Here is a 20,087-nt window from a genome sequence, read left to right as displayed (position 1 = left end):
CCCTTTCGATCAATACCAATTAAATACTTTTCTTCATGCCACATTCGCGGCATTCACGCAAGAAAACGCCACCTTTTACCGAACTTTTGAAGTAAGATGAGTTGCAGTTGTCGCATCTTCCACTAACCTTATCCGGAAATTCAGCATAGTCATACACTTTATCAAGATCGATTTCTTGCTGCTGTTTTTCTTCCATATTGATTACTCTTTTCTAATTGACTCTTATTAGATTACCATAAAATTGAAGGTGAAATTATTTTATGTAAAACGAACATCAATTAGCTCACTTAACCTCATTTGGTTAAACCTTTAATGATTTTCTCACTCTATTTTACATAAATTATCAAATTTAATTTTAGAAATTTATAATTTTTTTGTTGTTTTCTGTATGATTATGTAGTTCCTATTATAGATTAAAGCTATGTTCTTGTTAGAAGAAAATGAAAACGCTTAATTGTATCTATATTTTTATTAATTATACTTTGATGGAGGAATTTCTAATGGACAACTAACTATAGAGAAAAAATTGCTTCCATATTATTAGTATTATATTATTTACAAATTTTCTACATAAAGGAGACAGCTAACTATGAAACTAAAAAAAAACTTAGGAATAACTATTTTATCTGCTGCATTATTATTTTCAGGAATTGGCCTATCTGCTGATGCAACAACCAATAATGCCAAAACAGTCGTAAACCATTCGGAAAAAAAAGATTTACCTAATATAAAAATTTTAGCTACTGGTGGTACAATTGCAGGTTCCTCTGATAGTGATACAGCTACAACTGGATATAAGGCAGGAGCTCTTGGTGTTGAAACGTTAATAAAGGCTGTTCCTCAGATGAAAAAACTAGCAGATGTTAGTGGAGAACAGATTGCAAATATTGGAAGTGAAAATATGGATAATTCAACTTTATTAAAGTTAGCAAAACGAATTAATACTTTATTAGCATCTAAGGATGTTGATGGAATTGTAGTGACTCATGGAACAGACACTTTGGAAGAGACGGCCTACTTTCTAAATCTTGTAGTAAAAAGTGAAAAACCTGTTGTTATTGTTGGTTCAATGAGACCAGCTACGGCTATAAGCGCAGACGGTCCGTTAAACTTATACAACGCAGTGGAGATTGCTTCTAGTAAAGAAGCGAAAAATAAAGGGGTTTTAGTAACTCTGAATGACCGAATTGGTGCAGCTCGCTACATAACAAAAACAAATACAACAGCAACAGATACGTTTAAATCTCCTGAACAAGGATATGTTGGAGAAGTTGCTGGGGGTAAGGTATTGTTTTATAATGAACCTACTCGTAAACATACGACAAAATCAATTTTTAATGTGTCAAAACTTGATAAACTTCCTCAAGTAGACATTCTTTATACATACCAAAATGATAATAGATACCTTTATGATGCTGCTGTAAAAGCAGGGGCAAAAGGAATAGTAGTAGCAGGATCCGGAAATGGGTCAATGTCTGATGCAGCTTTATCAGGAGCTAAAGATGCTGTTAAAAAGGGGGTAATCATTACTAGATCTAGCCGTGCTGGTAATGGGACTGTGACTCATGAAGCTTCAGATGATAAAGATAAGTTTGTCACGTCTGATTCGTTGAATCCTCAGAAAGCGCGTATTCTCTTAATGCTTGCGCTAACTAAAACAAAAGATCCTAAAAAAATACAAGAATATTTTAATGAATATTAATAAGCAAAAAAGAATCCTTTGCTATAAGTAGCAAAGGATTTTCAAATTTATTGAAATAGGGGAACATGTTATTAGTTTAGTTAGTTTTATAGATTAATATACAGAAGGAGGTAAAAGATCTAACCTCTCACACATAAATACAATCATTTTCAAGTTGGCACTGTGTATAGAAAACCGATTCACTTCGTTTTTTGTAGTTTGCTTGTCCTAATAACCGTGATATGTCTAAGAGAGGGGGTAACATGCCCACTTATAAATGTCTCTTCCATTTTGGAACACCTTGCAACTATAACGTAAAAGTTGGCTATGCATAGTTCAATAAAATATTAAATCTTATAAATACTTTATTTACCTTTTGTGTGTTCCCGTAGATTTCTGTTGTATTTTGTAGACGATATTATAGACTAGGCTTAACCTTACATTACAACAAAAAATGAATATCTTGTTTTAATGTAATAGGAAATGAAAGGGGTTACAACATGAAAAAATTCGGATTAGCTACACAGATTTTTATTGGTCTTACGTTTGGGGTTGCGGTAGGTGCTGTTTTTTATGGAAATAGTACAGCGATGGCCATTCTTCAACCTTTAGGGGATATTTTTCTTCACCTAATTAAAATGATTGTCATTCCTATCGTTGTATCCGCACTCATCGTATCTATAGCTGGCGTAGGCGATATTAAAAAGCTCGGCAAGCTAGGTGGAAAAACGATTCTTTATTTTGAAATCGTTACCACAATTGCACTTGCTATTGGTTTATTAGCTGCAAATATATTTCATCCAGGTACTGGTATAGATATGGGGAACCTTGAGAAAGGTGATATATCCAAATATGAAGAAACATCTAAAACAACGGAGAGTACAGGAATAGGAGATCAAATCGTTCATATTATACCAACTAATATCTTTCAATCTCTAACTGAGGGGAATTTATTAGCGATCATCTTTTTCTCAGTCTTATTTGGTCTAGGAGTTGCAGCGATTGGAGAAAAAGGTAAACCTGTTTTGAATTTCTTTGAGGGTGTATTAGAATCCATGTTTTGGATGACAAATTTGGTAATGAAATTTGCTCCATTTGGCGTATTTGCATTAATCGGTGTCAATGTAGCCAAATTTGGAATTGGTTCATTAATCCCTTTAGGAAAGCTAGTACTCGTTATATATCTGACCATGATTTTCTTTGTTTTTGTAGTATTAGGTATTATTGCAAAAATGGCTGGAACTAATGTTTTAGTGCTTATAAAAATCTTAAAAGATGAGTTAATTTTAGCGTTTACAACCGCAAGCTCTGAAGCAGTATTGCCAAGGCTAATGACTAAAATGGAGAACTTCGGTTGTCCGAAAGCTGTCACATCATTTGTTATTCCGACAGGATATACCTTTAACCTTGATGGATCATCCATTTACCAAGCCATTGCTGCCCTTTTCATCGCACAAATGTATGGCATTCATTTATCTTTCATAGAACAAATTACACTTTTACTCGTGTTGATGTTGACTTCTAAGGGAATGGCAGGAGTTGCAGGAGCATCATTTGTTGTTGTATTAACAACACTGGGATCAATGGGATTACCTCTAGAAGGTATGGCATTTATTGCTGGTATTGATCGCATTTTAGATATGCTCCGTACATCTGTCAACGTAGTAGGTAACGCATTAGCTGCTATTGTGATGTCTAAGTGGGAAGGCGGATTCGATAAAGAAAAAGCAAAGCATTATACAGATTCTATTAGAAAATCGGACGTAGCATAAAAAAATTCTTTTTATGTAAAGAAGGAGACCAATGTTATGGTAAATATCGAAACGCCTGAAAAACAAAATGTAAGAATTGAAAAAGATTTCCTAGGAACAAAAGAAGTTCCTACTTATGCTTATTATGGGATTCAAACTTTACGTGCAGTTGAAAACTTCCCAATAACAGGATACCGAATTCACCCAGAACTTATTAAAGCATTAGGAATCGTTAAAAAGGCTGCTGCTCTTGCTAACATGGAAACAAAAAGGTTATATGATGGGTTGGGTAATGCAATTATTGAAGCAGCAGACGAGGTTATTCAAGGAAAAAGAAACGATCATTTTATTGTTGACCCAATACAGGGTGGTGCAGGGACCTCAATGAATATGAATGCAAATGAGGTTATCGCAAACAGGGCTTTAGAGTTACTTGGTCATAAAAAAGGTTCTTATTCCGATTTAAGCCCTAATAGTCATGTAAACATGTCACAGTCAACAAATGACGTATTCCCAACTGCTATCCATATTGCAACCCTTAATCTGTTAAATAAGTTACTAAAAACAATGCATTATATGCACAGTGTATTTCATAAAAAGGCAGAACAATTTGATTCTATTATAAAGATGGGACGTACTCACCTACAAGATGCGGTTCCAATCCGTCTTGGTCAAGAATTTGAATCATATAGTCGTGTTCTTGAGCGCGATATGAAACGTATTAAGCAATCCTATGGACATTTATATGAGGTTAACATGGGAGCAACTGCAGTTGGAACAGGTTTAAATGCAGATCCACGTTATATCGAGAATGTTGTAAGATATCTAGCAAATATTAGTGGTTTACCACTTAAGAATGCCGATCATCTTATAGACGCGACTCAAAATACAGATGCTTATACAGAAGTTTCTGCAGCATTAAAGATTTGTATGGTAAATATGTCGAAAATAGCGAATGACTTACGTCTAATGGCATCTGGGCCCCGTGCAGGACTAGCAGAAATCACTTTGCCAGCTCGTCAGCCAGGATCTTCTATTATGCCTGGAAAAGTTAATCCTGTCATGCCAGAGATGATTAATCAGGTTGCCTTTCAAGTTATCGGTAATGATCATACAATTTGCTTAGCTTCTGAAGCAGGTCAGCTTGAGCTTAATGTTATGGAACCTGTTCTTGTTTTTAATTTACTTCAATCAATTAGCATCATGAATAATGCTTTTCAAACATTTACGGATTATTGCCTGCAGGGGATTGAAGCGAATGAAGAACATTTAAAAGAATACGTAGAAAAAAGTGTAGGTATTATTACGGCTATTAATCCTCATATTGGATATGAAGTGGCTGCTAGAATTGCACGAGAAGCAATATTAAAAGGTGAATCTGTACGTGAATTATGCTTAAGGTATGATGTTTTAACAGAAGAAGAGCTTGATCTTATTTTAAACCCTTTTGAAATGACTAATCCAGGGATTGCTGGAAACTCCCTTTTTGATAGAGAATAAACAGGGTTTAATATGAAATGAAATTCACTACTATCATCTGTTTGATTCTTTAATTAAATAATATTAGTAAAATAACTGCTGATTCATTCGAACTGCCCTCTCATTGTTAGGCAAAAACTAATAATGAGAGGGCAGTTTTTATACTTTAATAATTAAATTGCTCTCTTCTTTTATATTTCAATCAACCTCAATAATGACCATTAAGTGCAAAATAATTTTTAAAGCCTTTGCTTATAATAGAAAGGCTTCTTTTTAACATTAAAATAAGCAAAGTTAAACTTGAAGGGATCACTTGTTAAATCCTGATGTTCCATAATCTTTAATCGTTAATTTCACATCATAGTTAATCGGTACCTCAATAAACGTTTGGTCCCGATTGTCTTTGACCCTCATCCATGCTCTAGGCTGCTTAATTCTCAATCGATTTCCGAATCCTACAACATCAACTTTATATTCTTTTTGCATTTTTTCTACTACGTTTCTCACCAAGTGCTTTACTTCTTTTTCTGAAGTTTTTTTGTGCCTGCTGTAAAAATTGATTTTTTAAAGGATTTCCTGAGACCACCCCATTCTCAGATAGTCTTCCCTCTGATTCAATGTCTACATTATTTTTAGATAGGGGTTTAATTATATACTAATGAATCGAGAACAAGTGATTGAGATGTATAGTGAAGCTTCAGAAGGTAATATAGGGTCTACTTTCTTATCAGATTATTTATATACCTAATTTTATATTTAATTATTAATTCATAAAAATTATAATTTTATGTCATTTTCTGTCGGATTACATAGTTCATAATATAAATTAAAGATAAGATCTTAATAAAAAAAATGAAAGCGCTTAATAAGGTTTTGTATTTTTGTTAATCATACTTCATTGGAGAGATTTCTAAACTAAATACAAAAAAAGTTGCTCTTATTTTATCAGTATTAATGACTTAGGAGCATTCTCACCTTTTCAAGTTACACTGACGTATCAACTTCTATTAAAGCTATGCAAACTGCAATATCTAATATAACCCCTTCGTTATAAGGAACCGGAATGGGAGGATATCGGTTTGGTAAAGATTTAAAAAACACTTCTAACAAAGCTAATTTACGAGATATTAAGAATAAAAGGATTCTGTAAATTGTTGATGTTCTTTTTATAACCACCAAATTTTTTCTAGTTTACAAAATAATATAAATCAACTTATAACCTTTATAGTCGAATTTTTTTACAATAAGGAGACAAAACCATGACAGAAATCGTTACACTTATTAATGATTATTTATGGGCTAAATTAATTGTTATAATCTTAGTTGCAATTGGACTATTTTTAACTATTAATTTTGGTTTTTTACAAATAAGGTTCCTTCCTGAAATGATTCGTTTATTGGGAGATGGACGTAAAAACAAAGATAAAAATAAAAAAAGTGTTTCTTCATTACAAGCATTTATGATTGGAATGGCTGCTCGTATCGGTACAGGTAATATTGCCGGTGTTGCTACAGCAGTAGCACTAGGAGGACCCGGTGCAGTATTTTGGATGTGGATTATAGCATTAATTGGATCTGCTTCAGCTTTTGTAGAAAGTACATTAGCCCAGGTTTATAAGGTTAAAGATGGAGATGCTTGGCGAGGTGGACCTGCTTACTATATGGAGAAAGGTTTAGGAAATAGAAAACTTGGTATTGCATTTAGCATATTAATTACTCTATCTTTTGGCCTTATTTTTAATGCTGTGCAAGCTAATACCATTGCTGCTTCGGTTGAAAATGAATTTGGAATAAACAATACCTTAACCGGTGTTATACTTACCATTATTACTGCTCTAATTATATTCGGTGGTGTTCATTCAGTAGCGAAATTTTCTACAATTTTAGTGCCTATTAAAGCCAGTGCTTATATCTTATTATCAGTGTGGATGATGATTGCAAATTATGAAGTATTACCAAATGTTTTCAGTGCAATCTTTTCAGAAGGTTTGTTTTCATTTAAACAACTATTTAGTGGTGTAATGGGTGCTGCTGTACTTCATGGTATTCGTCGTGGATTATTTTCTAACGAAGCCGGTATGGGTTCTGCTCCGAATGCAGCTGCAGCTGCAGACGTTACTCATCCCGCAAAACAAGGATTTATTCAAGCTTTAGGTGTTATTTTAGATACATTTATAATCTGTTCATCTACTGTAATGATTGTTTTAGTTTCAGGCGAATATCAAACATCAGATTTAACAGGTATTCCATTAACACAAGAATCTTTACGGACGGGAATTGGTAGCTTTGCAGCAACATTTGTATCTATTTCAGTATTTTTATTTGCGCTGAGTACGATAATGGGTAACTATTACTATGGTGAATCAAATATTAGTTTTATGAAGCATAGTAAGAAAACAGTCTTATTATACCGTGTTGCTGTTATCTTGATGGTGTTATTTGGAGCATTATATAGTGCAGAATTGGTATGGTCTCTTGCAGATATCTTTATGGGATTAATGGTTCTAATTAACCTATATGCAATTACTCGATTATCCAAAGTAGCTAAGGCTGTACTGAAAGATTATGTAGCTCAAAAAAAGCAAGGTCGAGACCCTGTGTTTCAGGCAGATAGTATTTCAAATTTACCTGGTCGCGAAAATTTAGAAGCATGGACTGAAGAACAAAAATCTAATAAACAAGTTGTATAAAAAATTACAAAAAAAAAGAAATGATTTCTTTGTCCATCTCCTTGTCTCCCAAGGGGGTGGCTTTTTTTGACCTAGAAAATCACATTATGTTAACTAAGGATGTATACCATATACAAGCTGAAAACAGAAAAAACTACCTCATGAGAGTTGAAATTTGTAGCTCATTAGAGAATTTGTCTTTGGATACAAATAATAGCATGTTTTATTCATATACTTCAAACGCTCTGCCCCACTAGTTTAAACACAAAAACTATCCCAGTCCAAACTACGGACCCATTAACAGGTCTAAAAAGGTACGCCTTTTTAGACAATAAAAAACTAATAAAAAAACGTCTATTTAGATACATCTTTTTAAACGCATAAAAAATAATCGGCCTTATTGTACGTTACGTCATATGCTTGAACTATCTAATAAAAACATAGATAAATAGGACCGCCTTATACACTATAGGTAATAATGCGGTAACATTGAACAAATAGATACTGGTTAATGAGTGAAGTAGTGATCCCTTAGATACTATGTAGCTACAGCAGCAAGGTTGCGTGTCCAATCGAAAAATAAAAAAGACCCCTTACCTCAGTAGGTAAGGGGTAGCTGATTATGTAAGAAGTAAGGGATTGTTATATGCTGTAGGTTGTCCCAGTTGGTTACCTTTTTCATAAAATAGACTAGAGGATCTAAGCTGTCTATACGTCTAAAGAGAACGTAAGAGGACAATTCCTTCATATACTCAATAAAAAATCTAAAGTTTTGCCGATTATTGCTATCACTTATATAGAGTTGATTGTTTGTTAATTACATGCTTTTGCATCTCAATCCCTGTGATTTTGTAGTCGTATCATCAAATGGTTTAACCTATCTGTATCTTTTTTAAAACACTTAAAAATACGAAGCGTTACATGATAGTTTTCTCCACCTCTAGAGGCTACCAGTTCATGTTCTTTCAATTCTTTCTCCACTTCATGTTCAAGCACTGTTACAACATCTAATTCATCTACTTCGTTTAATGCAACTCTGCAAGCAAGTAATGCGATGCAATAGTGATATCCAATGCTATCGTAGCCACGAAAGCAACTGTCCCCAAGCAACTTCAGCTCGTACGGTTGTATAGTATTAATCACAACTTCTGTTATCTCTTTAGAATCAGCAAATGGCGCCATACGTAAACAATGTTTGCGATTGAGTGGGGTAGTAGAAAATGATTTTATTTTTCGTATCAATTTCTTTAACAGTTCTTGATTTTCATCGCTTAGAGAGTTTTTTTTAGTTTCTAATATATCAACTATGTGTTCCATATTCATACTCCTTGTTATCAATGTATCTTTAGTTTACCACTAAATGCTAATGCGAAATTTCCGTTAAAATCAGGAGGAGCAATAATAACGTTTTTTAAGACATAGGTGTAAAATGAGTTCAGATACCGTTAAATAAAAAAGAGAAGGATAAAACCTTCTCTTTTTACTATATAGCTCTTTATGATTAGATACTTTTTTTCATGCCACGTTCTCTGCATTCACGTAAGAAAACGCCACCTTTTACGGAACTTTTGAAGTAAGCTGAATTGCAGTTATCGCAGCGACCACTAACTTTATCTGGAAATTCAGTATAGTCGTACACTTTATCAAGATCGATTTCTTCCTGCTGTTTCTCTTCCATGTTTTTCACTCACTTCTTATGTTATTATCTGAACTTGTCAAATTATATCTTTAAATTAATACAAAGTACAATATATACGTTATAACGACCAACAAGAGGTTAATATTTCGCATAACACAAGTACTGACCCTTTAACAAAACGAATATTTACAACGTTAAAATTTTTCCGATGTTAAAATGTATCCTTAATTAAATAAGAAACTTATTTTATAAGAATTGAGACTGCACTATACATTAATAATAAAGCCATAAGTATATTAAACTGGCTTTTATACTTTGAGAGAAACTTTTGAAAAACCGAACCAAATAAACTCCAACAGAAAGTACTTACAAAGCCCACAAAAGCTAGAAATAAAGAATACATTATTAAACTAAAATTCGAGTTGTGATATGGAAGAATAAAGGTTGCTATAGCCGTTATACCATACAGAATACCTTTTGGATTTATAAATTGTAAAAGCATTCCCATGAAAAAACTGTTATTCCTGTTTTCATCGTTATTTTTATCATCATCTTTACTCAAAATAATCTTTATAGCTAGATAGACCATATAGATTGCTCCTAAGACCGTCATGAAAAACTCAATTTTTGGGATGGAATTTTGGAGTAAAACATTAAAATAACTGCATAACAACATTACTATAAGAAAGCCTGCACCTACGCCTAAACAAAATTTTGTAGTCTTTCTCAAACCGTATTTGTTAGCAAATAACATGGCCATAATATTGTTAGGACCAGGGGTAAAACTGGTCACAAAAATATATAGCAAAAATGATAATAATGGCATATTTGTACCTCCTCTAATATGTATATTATAATGTTCAAAAAGGACGATATAACGTCGTACTTTTTATTTTACATTATGGTCGTTATATTGTACATATTGATAGGAGTGTATTTATGGAGGAAATAAATCTTATTATCGCCAAAAACCTAAAAAATTTTAGAGAAAGTAAGAAATTAAGTCTCGAAAAAGTTGCAGAATTAACTGGGGTAAGCAAGACAATGATAGGGCAAATCGAAAGAGGAGAATCAAGTCCTACAATTACAACTATTTGGAAAATAGCTAATGGATTAAAAATTTCTTTTACTTCATTAATAAATAATCCTCAGCCAGACACCAAAGTCATTTCAAAAACCGACATTCAAATATTATCTGAAGACAACGGAAAATATCAAGTCTACCCTTATTTTCCTTTCGAGGATGATAGGCGCTTTGAAGTTTATTCTGTAGAAATAGAAGAAGGTGGATCTCTAGACGCTGATTCGCATAGGGAAGGGACTGAAGAGTTCATAACTGTCTTTGAAGGCGAACTCACTATAAGTGTAAATAGCAATGAATATACGATAAAGAGTGGGAATGCTATTAGGTTCAAAGCTGATAGAGCTCATTCTTATTATAATCGCGGAAAAACATTAGCTAAATTAAGTATGATTATATATTATCCAGTTTAAATCTCGTTCTTCAAGAACGAGATTTTATTTCTGTGGCCTTACTGGAAACGAACATCAATTAGTTCACTTAACTTCATTTTGTTTTTTAATTCAAATACTTCATCGATAAAAATAAACAAATTCCCCAGGGAATCAACAGATTGGATGAATCCCTTTTCTGTAATACATTGTCCCTTTTTGTAGTATGTAAGGCTTCAATTAAGGTGAAATTGATTTGTTCCATTTGTTCTTCTGTTAAAACAGGTTGAGCTACTTCTAGTTGCTTGTTTATGACTTCCTTTATTTAAACGTAGTGTTCTCTCATTCGGTTTATATCTACTCTAGGTGAAAAGCCAAACATACGTGAATATTCTCGACTGAATTGCGATTGACTTTCGTATCCGACCCTGAATGCGACATCAGCTACATCTGTCGACTCAGCTAATAGCAAGCGCCTCGCTTCCTGTAATCTCAGTTGTTTTTGAAACTGGATGGGACTCATTGCCGTTACTTCTTTAAAATGTCGATGTAGCGATGAAACACTCATATTTGCTATTTCAGCAAGCTCTTCAATACGAAAAGACTCTTCATAATTATTGATGATATGATCTATAACCTCTCTTATTCTAGAAGCATTGCTACCTTCTAATGCCATTTGTTCAAGCGCTTCACCATGTGGACCTTGTAAAATCCAATAGAGAATTTCTTTTTTTAATAATGGAGCAAGAACTGGGATATGTTGTGGCGTTTCTAGCAAAGATGCTAACCTTAATACCGCGTCCAACAAAGATGGCTCTACCTTGCTAACATACATAGCTCGCTTTGCGTTCTTTCCCTGCCCAGTTTTAATATCTGTGCCATTTAAAACCTCTAAAACCTGGCTAGAGGTAAATTCAAGTTTGAAGGCTAAATATGGGGACTCGGTTGAGGCTTTGATGACTTGACCTGTAACTGGCAAGTCAACTGATGCCACAATATAATGACCAGGACCATATAAAAAGCGTTCCTCTCCCAATAAAACCTCCTTCTCTCCTTGGAGGATAATGCAAAAAGATGGCTCATTAACCCGAGAAATGGGTTCAGTAGTATTGGATTCACGGATGAGAAATAAAGATGGAATAGTGGTAGGGTGAACATCGTCCTGCTTTAAAAGGCGTTCAATGAGTTTAACAAGTTCATGTTGCTGTTTATAGGGGTTGTTAGACATAACTTATTCTCCTTTTCCTTATTTTCGGTTCATTATACCTAATAGTTATAGATTTAGTAAGGGGTTTTGAGAGGATTAGGCAAAAACTTGATAATAATAGGTTAAGGATTTTTTGATATTTATGACATAATTAAAAACGTTAAGAAAAAAACAATTTAAAAGAAGTTCACAATCAATCAATTGTAATAAAAGTACCTAATATAAATGTGGACTTATCCAAATTTTTCTGTCAGGAGGCTTGTTTATGAATCGTATCGAAAAGAGCAAAAAAAAATTCAAACAGCTATTTGGTGAAGGAGTACCTAGTACACATGCCACTGATCCTGATTTTCAGGACATTCTGAGCCATTTTATTTTTGGGGAAGTTTTTTATCAAGGTAATCTGGATGACAAACAGCGTGAGTTAATCACCCTGGTGGTTCTTGCTACTAACCAGACATTACCTCAATTAAGAGCACATGTTAGTGCAGCATTGAATGTTGGGCTAACACCTGTAGAAATCAAAGAGGCGGTTTACCAATGTGCTCCGTATATTGGATTCCCGAAAACGTTAAATACTATCAATGAAGTTAATGAGGTATTCAAAGCAAAGGATATCGCTTTACCGATTGAAAGCCAAAAGACGGTAGATGAAGATAATCGCTTTCAAAAGGGTCTTGCAACTCAAGTAGAGATTTTTGGAGATGTCATAAAAAAAATGCAGGAGAGTGCTCCCTCGAATCAAAAGCATATGCAGGAATATCTTTCTGCTTTTTGCTTCGGAGATTTCTATACTCGTGACGGACTCGATTTGAAAACACGAGAGCTATTAACGCTCTGTATTATAAGTGCGTTAGGCGGTGCTGAAGGTCAAGTGAAAGCACATGTGCAGGGTAACATAAATGTGGGCAATAATAAGGAAACATTAATCACTGCTATCACTCATTGCTTACCCTACATGGGCTTTCCGAGAACACTTAACACATTAGCATGTGTCAATGAAATTATTCCTGAAAATTAAGAGATCTTGCTGAAAAGAAAGTTGTACCATTGAGGTCTTTTTTTGAAAAAAGTGCATGACTCATTAGGAAAGTAGGAGGCAATTAAATGGAGTATGTAAAACTTGGTAATACAGGCTTAGATGTATCTCGACTTTGTCTTGGATGTATGGGTTTTGGGGACGCCAACAAATGGCTTCACCAATGGGTGATTAATGAAGAGGACTCTCGCCTTATTATAAAAAAAGCCCTCGACTTAGGGATTAACTTTTTTGATACAGCAAATGTATACTCACTGGGTACAAGCGAGGAATACCTTGGACGAGCTCTTAAAGATTATGCTAGTCGTGATGAAGTTGTCATAGCAACTAAAGTACACGGACAAATGCATAAAGGCCCAAATGGTTCTGGCCTTTCCCGAAAAGCTATTATGAGTGAAATCGATAAGAGTCTTAAAAGGTTGGAAACTGATTATGTAGATCTTTATATCATCCATCGTTGGGATTACAATACTCCTATTGAAGAAACGATGGAGGCATTACATGACGTGGTGAAGGCTGGTAAAGCAAGGTACATTGGTGCATCTGCCATGTACGCTTGGCAATTCCAAAAGGCGTTACATATAGCAGAAAAGAATGGTTGGACTAAGTTTGTGTCTATGCAGAACCATTTAAACCTCATATATCGTGAAGAGGAACGAGAAATGTTACCTCTTTGTAAAGAAGAGAAAATTGCTCTCACTCCATATAGCCCTCTTGCATCAGGGAGGTTAACGCGTGATTGGTCAGTAACAACCCATCGTTCTGAGACAGATCAAATTCAAAAATCTAAATACGATGTGACTGCGGATGCCGATCGGTTGGTTGTAGAGCGAGTGGCATCCATCGCAGAAAAACATGGTATTCCCCGTACACACATTGCACTTGCCTGGTTATTACAGAAAGAAACAGTAGCAGCTCCTATAATTGGTGCTACGAAAATAGCGCATCTTGAGGATGCCGTAGGCGCTTTATCAGTTAAGCTAACACCTGAGGAAATCAAGTTTCTTGAACAGCCATATGTACCACATTCAATAGTTGGCCATAATTAATAGTAGGAAAGCTTTTATAGAAAAAGTGCCTCCATCTCCTTATGCAGGAACTGAGAGCGTGATTTATAAGGTTTTAAGTACTGTCTGATAAAGTTTGCTCTTTTGCTTTAATGCTTGCTTGTCATTTCTCAACATTTCTTTTAGTATTTTAAAAATATAGTTTAGGGTGGCAGTTAGGATATAAAGGGACATTAATCTGGTTCTTCAGCGAGTATCCAAGGAACTGCTATCATTAATTAGGGTATGGTTTGCCAAATGTATTCGACTTTGGGTATCTTTAATCCAACTTAAATAGCAATTCGTAATTATATTTTATTTTGGCTTTAATTTTCATGAAGAAATACGAGTGAAAATATACTCACTCGTATTTCTTTAAAACAATAGCTGCATTATGGCCTCCAAACCCAAATGAATTAGATAAACCAGTATTTATTTTCACTTGGCGAGCAATAGCTGGTACATAATCCAAATCGCATAATGGATCGGGATTTTCTAAGTTAATTGTTGGAGGAACGATGCCTTCTTTAAGGCTCATTGCTAAAGCAATTGCTTCAACTCCACCAGCTGCTCCTAACATGTGACCAACCATAGATTTATTAGCCGTTATTGGAATCTGATACGCTTGTTGTCCAAACAGTTCCTTAATAGCCTTGGTTTCAGAGATGTCACCCACCTTTGTACTTGTGGCATGAGCACTAATAACATCAATCTCCTCAAGGGATATGTTTGCATTTTTTAAAGCTGCTTTCATCGCAAGATAAGCACCCTTACCCTCTGGATGTGTAGCAACCATATGGTGTGCGTCTGAGCTTGCACCATATCCAATGACTTCTGCATGAATGTTTGCTCCTCGACTTAAAGCATGGGATAGCGATTCTAAGATTAGAATTCCAGCTCCTTCTGACATGACAAATCCGTCACGGTCTTCATCAAAAGGACGGCTAGCTTGAGTGGGGTCGTCATTTCTTGTTGATAATGCGGTAGCATTGCCAAAACTGGCTACTGATAAGTCGGTTATAGCAGCTTCTGTTCCACCCGCGAACACAGCATCCACTTCTCCAGAACGAATGAGTCTAAAGGCTTCTCCAATAGCTGTGTTCCCGATGGCACAAGCAGAAACAGGCGACATAGAAGGACCCATTGCATTCCACTTGATGCTAATTTGTGCTGCAGCAGCATTAGAAATCATACCTGGCACGAGAGTTGGGCTGACTCTCCTTGGTCCTTTCTGTCTAAGTGCATCAATGTTTTCAATTAAAGTTTCAATTCCGCCTATACCTGAACCTACGTATACGCCTAATCTTTCTGGATCTATATGATTGAGATCTAACTTAGAATCTTCCCAGGCTTGTTCAGCTGCAGCTAAAGCAAATTGGGAAAAGCGATCTAAACGCCTTGCTTCTTTCTTTCCTAAAACTTTATCCGCATCAAAATCCCGAACAATTCCTGCAATTTTTGCTTTATGATCAGTAATGTCGAATGTATCTATAGAGGAGATACCGGACTCTCCCTTAATTAGGTTGTTCCAAAATGTTCTGATGTTATTTCCTATAGGAGAGACTACTCCCATACCTGTAATCACAACTCTTTCCACTTTTCATCACTCCAAATCAATAATATACTTGTATTTTACAGTCCTTTTATCCTATTACAAGGGATTGTTTATCCTGGTATAACTACTACTAGGGTAAATTGGTATGATGAGGAGTTTTAAAAATGAACGATAAAACTAGGCTTGAAGCCTTGTCTACATTCCTAAAAGCTAAGCGTGCTCAAATTAAACCAGAGTCTGTTGGGTTACCAGCTGGAACCCGGAGAAGGACACCGGGATTGCGACGAGAAGAGGTTGCACAATTAGCAGGAGTAAGTACCACGTGGTACACATGGTTAGAGCAAGGAAGAGATATAAAAGTTTCTTCTATTGTGCTCGACTGTATTTCTACAGCATTACAACTAAACAGCGATGAAAGGGACTATTTGTATGATCTGGCATTAGAAACAAAGTCAGAAATTATTCATCCCAAAAAAGATCAATCAGAGCTTAGCCCTTCTTTAAAGCGAATACTAGCTGAATTAACCTATTGTCCAACCATCGTTACAGATAGACATTGCCATATTGTGGGATGGAACTCCGCAGCTGCCCATGTTTTTCTAGATTTTGAACAAATCCCAAATGACCAAAGAAATCTCATTCAATTAGTGTTCGCCCGAAAAGAATTAAAAGCATTAGCTGTTAATTGGGAGCATTTCGCGAAAGGTTTTCTTGCTATTTTCCGTACCTATTATGGACACTATTTAGGTGATGAATGGTACAACCAGTTTATTAGTCAGATGAGTCATTTACATCCAGAATTCCAGGCCTTATGGAATGAAAGCCAAGTGAGTAAAGCTCCTGAAATGGTTATTGAATTTAGACATGCCAAAGCAGGAAAAATGTTATTTAATTTAACTTCTCTCCAAGTTCAAGGGGATATGGATTTGCGGTGTAGTATCTACACGCCAGTAGAGGAAACGGATACGGAAAATAAGTTAAAACGGCTAATGAAAAGAGTTTCTGTAGAGCCATTTTAAAGAAATTTTATTATATTAAGCAGATTAAGATGACAGTCTCTTACTTCGAGACTGCTTTTTCACTCAAAATAAAAGGATAAAATTAAACGTTTAAAGCAACCTAAGGGCTAGGAATCCCAATTACTACTATTCTTAACGTAGGATATTCTAAAGAAAAAGCTACTTCCATGGGTAAGGAAGTAGCTTTTTTCTTTAGAGATGGGCTTCTTCTTTTCGAGTTTAGTTACCATAAGTTTGATTATAGGAAGTAGACTTTTCAATCTATTACTTTGCTAAAAACGTTCGTAAAACTACTTGTATTTTAAAGAACGTTCGTAAATTATTTTTAAATTTAAACGAACGTCGAGAATGATAAATTTTTTATACAAACTCAAAGTCCGTAAAAGTATACTTTTATGAACGGTATATTTTACGTTATTGTTAAATTTATACAAATAATCCCATTTTAAATTTGGGTTTAAATATTATATCTATAATTGCATAAAAAAACCTATTCCCTGGTGCTGTGATGTGGGAATAGGCTCAATGAGTTAAGATGACATTTCGAAAAATCTCCAATTAACATGCCTTTTTTATTTTACAACAAATCAAAGTAGAAAACGATTACATTTTTGTTTTAACAAAAAAAATCGTAGCTTAGAAAGGATGGCGGACTTGTTAGAGTTTGGTTTGAAGAACCAATATGCACGCGTATATTATTTTTCCTTTATCAATTCCCCTATCTCTTTTTATTATGTATCTTATCAGATTCAGCTCCATCCGTATATAAATCCCATTATTATACATAATAATAAACAAATATACTTTCTCAAAAGGGGCTTTCAATAGTGAATAGAGAACAAGTCATCGATATTTATCAAGATGTTCTAGAAAAGAAAAGAAAACGTTTTCCTAACTATTTCTTTGTAGGTAATGAAGGAAAAAAATATATGCGCTATATGACATGCTATCTACTTGAGCAAAGATTATCGATTCCTATTCACGAGATTCCTCTACAGGTAACGGCAGGCACTTTATGGTCTAACCGTCTTAAACCACCTGCTATGCTTTATGAATGGAATTATTACGAAGTCATTGATAACGCTTATCCAGGAAGATTTAAAGCTTGGCAGTTTCAACAAGTTCCTGATAAATATTGGGATGGAGACGAAGGAAAAAAACGAGCTATTGAAGCAGTAAAGTACGTAATAGAGGAAAAACTAAAAATCCCTCTTAAAGAGATTCCTATTCAGGTTAATATTCACTTTTTTAGTCAACATAGCCTGAGAGGTGTCTTTTCCCTGTTCGGCCAATCCCCTTTTCAAGTAGTAGAGGCTGTTTATCCTGGAGTCTTTAAACCTTGGCAATTTGCTCATGTTCCCATGAATTGTTGGAAAAATGAAGAATACGTTCGGGAGGCAATGGTCGATTTTTTATTCAGACAGCTTCATTTCTCTTCTTATGAGGAGGCTTTTCTCAAATTAAAAGGAAGTCATTTCACCGATTTTCAGTTAACTGGTCTCTTTCAAATGGCGTTTGATTCCAGAATGAACAATGTGAAGGAGTGGATAAAAAACCAATTAATGAATATAGACAATGAATTATCTTATGTGAATCTTGATTAATAAAAGACCCAATTGAAACGAATAGCCTGAACTACATCTCTATTATTTCCATTTCCTTTTTTCAAAAAGCGATTTATAAGTATGCAGTTACTTGCTTTGATTCCTCTTCTTTATAAAAAGATACGCAGATTCAGCGAAAAAAAGAAAAAGAAGAAAAAAGAGCACAAATAATTCGGCAACTTCCATTACTCGAAAAGGACTCAAGGCGTTGTACAACGCCTGAGAAACATCGAATCCTTGAAGAATATCAATGCCTAAAGAAAATCCCATTAAGCATCCCATCATTAAAAGGCTAATACCTATGATTTTCATATCAATCACGCTCCATTTAATAGGTTTTTCTTTTTCTTCTATGATGATACATAAATATTTATTGTTAATTTTTACATAAAAAGTTTCTATATGGTTAAAGTAATAAAAACTTAAAGAAGGGTGCTTAAATCTATGCCTTCGTTTTTTAAAGATCGCAAACCAAAAAAGAAACGATCACAGGGTGAAGAAAATCAAACTCCTGATCATCAAATAGAACGGATACAAGTTTCATTATCAGACAACCTTAACATGATTAAGCAGAAAACCGGAAATAGTTCAGATGTCGTTATTCGTGAGATAAAAATGGGAGGGGATTCCGACATAAAAACAGCGATTGTCTATGTAGAAGGAATTGTAGACAATCAGTCGATTCAAGATTATCTACTGCAATCTATGATGAAGGACGATCATAAAGAAGAATTAAATCAGTACAATGCGATAGACCTGCTTTCTAAAGATATAATGACAATTGGAAACATATCTTCCGTCACTAACTTGGATGACCTTTTTGCATCCTTAATGGCAGGCGATACTCTTATATTAGTGGAAGGGGTAGATCAAGCACTGAGTGCTAGCACTAAAGGGGGAGAAAAACGTTCCATCGCGGAATCTACTACTCAAATGGTGGTGCGAGGACCAAAAGGGGCCTTTATCGAGTCTCTTGGGACCAATACAGCTATGGTACGCCGCATCATTAAAACCCCTGATTTATGGATGGAGTCTTTAAAAGTGGGACGCGTAACAAAGACAGATGTGACATTTATGTACATACATGGCATTGCCAATGATAAAGTTGTTAAAGAAATTCGTCAGCGATTGAAGCGAATTGATATCGATAGCATTTTGGAATCAGGTTATATTGAACAACTAATAGAGGATCAAACATTCACCCCTTTTCCCACTATGTACAACACGGAAAGACCTGACGTTGTAGCAGGAAACCTACTAGAAGGGCGGATTGCTATATTTGTGGATGGAACCCCCTTTGTACTGATTGCGCCTGCTTTGTTCATGCAATTCTTCCAATCGGCTGAAGATTATTATGCGCGTTTTGACATTGCAACCTCAATTCGTCTTTTACGTATTTTTATGTTTATGATTTCGCTTATCGCGCCTGCTACCTATGTCGCGGTAACAACCTTCCATCAGGAAATGGTACCAACCACGCTCATTGTAGCCATTGCGGCACAAAGGGAAGCTGTTCCCTTTCCGGCATTTGTGGAAGCCCTTCTTATGGAGCTAACCTTTGAAATCTTACGAGAAGCAGGGATACGTTTACCTAAAGCTATTGGTTCAGCCGTATCCATTGTCGGGGCCCTTGTAATTGGTCAAGCAGCCGTTCAAGCAAGTATTGTGTCACCAGCAATGGTTATCATTGTATCAATCACAGCTATTGCCAGTTTTGCTACACCTTCTTTCGATATGGCAATTTCAGCTCGCTTAATTCGTTTTTTATTTATGATTGGTGCAGCAACATTTGGTTTCTACGGCATCATTCTGTGCCTTTTAATGATGGTTGTCCATCTATGCAGTTTACGTTCCTTTGGGGTACCCTACATGGCTCCATTTGCTCCCTTCATCCCTGTAAACAATGGAGATACCATTATAAGATTACCGTGGTGGACACTGAGACA

General features: G+C 35.2%; 18 protein-coding genes. 10 read left to right on the top strand and 8 right to left on the bottom strand.

Features of this window, described 5'->3' with window-relative positions; genetic code table 11:
* Positions 1-19: 19 nt before the first annotated feature.
* A complete protein-coding gene (locus tag LAV82_RS29200) occupies positions 20-196 on the bottom strand; it encodes a DUF8096 family protein (RefSeq protein WP_098197509.1) in 177 nt (58 codons plus the stop codon).
* A 393-nt stretch (positions 197-589) separates the two neighbouring features.
* Between LAV82_RS29200 and LAV82_RS29195 the strand changes: the two genes are divergently transcribed.
* From LAV82_RS29195 to aspA, 3 genes are all read left to right on the top strand, one after another.
* The gene (locus LAV82_RS29195; protein WP_098197557.1) at positions 590-1,702 is read left to right on the top strand and encodes a type II asparaginase; all 1,113 of its coding nucleotides are present in this window, start codon (positions 590-592) and stop codon (positions 1,700-1,702) included.
* A 479-nt stretch (positions 1,703-2,181) separates the two neighbouring features.
* Positions 2,182-3,453, top strand: a complete 1,272-nt coding sequence (locus LAV82_RS29190) for a cation:dicarboxylate symporter family transporter (protein ID WP_211079429.1) — start codon at positions 2,182-2,184, stop codon at positions 3,451-3,453.
* A gap of 36 nt (positions 3,454-3,489) precedes the next feature.
* Positions 3,490-4,932 (top strand): aspartate ammonia-lyase, encoded by a 1,443-nt coding sequence (gene aspA, locus LAV82_RS29185; protein ID WP_211079428.1) that lies wholly within the window; start codon positions 3,490-3,492, stop codon positions 4,930-4,932.
* 288 nt (positions 4,933-5,220) lie between these two features.
* Here the strand turns inward: aspA and LAV82_RS29180 are convergent, their stop codons facing one another.
* Entirely contained in the window at positions 5,221-5,418 is a 198-nt protein-coding gene (locus LAV82_RS29180) for a Ger(x)C family spore germination C-terminal domain-containing protein (RefSeq protein WP_307872058.1), read from the bottom strand.
* 752 nt (positions 5,419-6,170) lie between these two features.
* Between LAV82_RS29180 and LAV82_RS29175 the strand changes: the two genes are divergently transcribed.
* Entirely contained in the window at positions 6,171-7,601 is a 1,431-nt protein-coding gene (locus tag LAV82_RS29175; RefSeq protein WP_211079427.1) for an alanine/glycine:cation symporter family protein, read from the top strand.
* 813 nt (positions 7,602-8,414) lie between these two features.
* On the opposite strand, the gene LAV82_RS29170 is transcribed toward LAV82_RS29175, so the two are convergent.
* From LAV82_RS29170 to LAV82_RS29160, 3 genes are all read right to left on the bottom strand, one after another.
* Positions 8,415-8,897 carry a hypothetical protein gene (locus LAV82_RS29170; RefSeq protein ID WP_098279020.1) on the bottom strand — a complete coding sequence of 161 codons (483 nt, stop codon included), beginning with the start codon at positions 8,895-8,897 and terminating at the stop codon, positions 8,415-8,417.
* A gap of 184 nt (positions 8,898-9,081) precedes the next feature.
* Positions 9,082-9,258: a DUF8096 family protein gene (locus tag LAV82_RS29165; RefSeq protein ID WP_499717473.1), complete on the bottom strand. Its 177-nt coding sequence runs from the start codon at positions 9,256-9,258 to the stop codon at positions 9,082-9,084.
* Positions 9,259-9,460: 202 nt separating this feature from the next.
* Complete coding sequence (locus LAV82_RS29160; protein WP_499717472.1) at positions 9,461-10,045, bottom strand: LysE family transporter; 585 nt, start codon at positions 10,043-10,045, stop codon at positions 9,461-9,463.
* A gap of 113 nt (positions 10,046-10,158) precedes the next feature.
* Between LAV82_RS29160 and LAV82_RS29155 the strand changes: the two genes are divergently transcribed.
* On the top strand, positions 10,159-10,713 hold the full coding sequence (locus tag LAV82_RS29155; RefSeq protein ID WP_028409913.1) for a helix-turn-helix domain-containing protein: 555 nt from the start codon (positions 10,159-10,161) through the stop codon (positions 10,711-10,713).
* Between the two features lie 283 nt (positions 10,714-10,996).
* On the opposite strand, the gene LAV82_RS29150 is transcribed toward LAV82_RS29155, so the two are convergent.
* Entirely contained in the window at positions 10,997-11,899 is a 903-nt protein-coding gene (locus LAV82_RS29150) for an AraC family transcriptional regulator (protein ID WP_211079425.1), read from the bottom strand.
* A 244-nt stretch (positions 11,900-12,143) separates the two neighbouring features.
* Here LAV82_RS29150 and LAV82_RS29145 point away from each other — a divergent pair, with 244 nt between their 5' ends.
* Both LAV82_RS29145 and LAV82_RS29140 read left to right on the top strand, forming a co-directional pair.
* Entirely contained in the window at positions 12,144-12,899 is a 756-nt protein-coding gene (locus tag LAV82_RS29145; protein ID WP_211079424.1) for a carboxymuconolactone decarboxylase family protein, read from the top strand.
* A gap of 86 nt (positions 12,900-12,985) precedes the next feature.
* Entirely contained in the window at positions 12,986-13,966 is a 981-nt protein-coding gene (locus LAV82_RS29140; protein ID WP_211079423.1) for an aldo/keto reductase, read from the top strand.
* A 358-nt stretch (positions 13,967-14,324) separates the two neighbouring features.
* On the opposite strand, the gene fabF is transcribed toward LAV82_RS29140, so the two are convergent.
* Positions 14,325-15,560, bottom strand: a complete 1,236-nt coding sequence (fabF, locus tag LAV82_RS29135; protein WP_499717471.1) for a beta-ketoacyl-ACP synthase II — start codon at positions 15,558-15,560, stop codon at positions 14,325-14,327.
* A gap of 122 nt (positions 15,561-15,682) precedes the next feature.
* Here fabF and LAV82_RS29130 point away from each other — a divergent pair, with 122 nt between their 5' ends.
* Both LAV82_RS29130 and LAV82_RS29125 read left to right on the top strand, forming a co-directional pair.
* The gene (locus LAV82_RS29130) at positions 15,683-16,537 is read left to right on the top strand and encodes a helix-turn-helix transcriptional regulator (RefSeq protein WP_211079421.1); all 855 of its coding nucleotides are present in this window, start codon (positions 15,683-15,685) and stop codon (positions 16,535-16,537) included.
* Between the two features lie 827 nt (positions 16,538-17,364).
* On the top strand, positions 17,365-18,141 hold the full coding sequence (locus LAV82_RS29125) for a DUF4046 domain-containing protein (protein ID WP_053488497.1): 777 nt from the start codon (positions 17,365-17,367) through the stop codon (positions 18,139-18,141).
* Positions 18,142-18,228: 87 nt separating this feature from the next.
* Here the strand turns inward: LAV82_RS29125 and LAV82_RS29120 are convergent, their stop codons facing one another.
* Entirely contained in the window at positions 18,229-18,453 is a 225-nt protein-coding gene (locus LAV82_RS29120) for a YczF family membrane protein (protein ID WP_029325680.1), read from the bottom strand.
* A gap of 132 nt (positions 18,454-18,585) precedes the next feature.
* On the opposite strand from LAV82_RS29120, the gene LAV82_RS29115 reads away from it, so the two are divergent.
* Positions 18,586-20,087 (top strand): spore germination protein (locus LAV82_RS29115; protein WP_499717470.1); only part of this gene is annotated, 1,502 nt, incomplete at its 3' end.

Source organism: Bacillus sp. ILBB4 (assembly GCF_035064545.1).
Lineage (GTDB): Bacteria > Bacillota > Bacilli > Bacillales > Bacillaceae_H > Priestia.
Note: the sequence above shows the minus strand (reverse complement) of the source record. Positions and strands in the feature narration are given on the sequence as shown.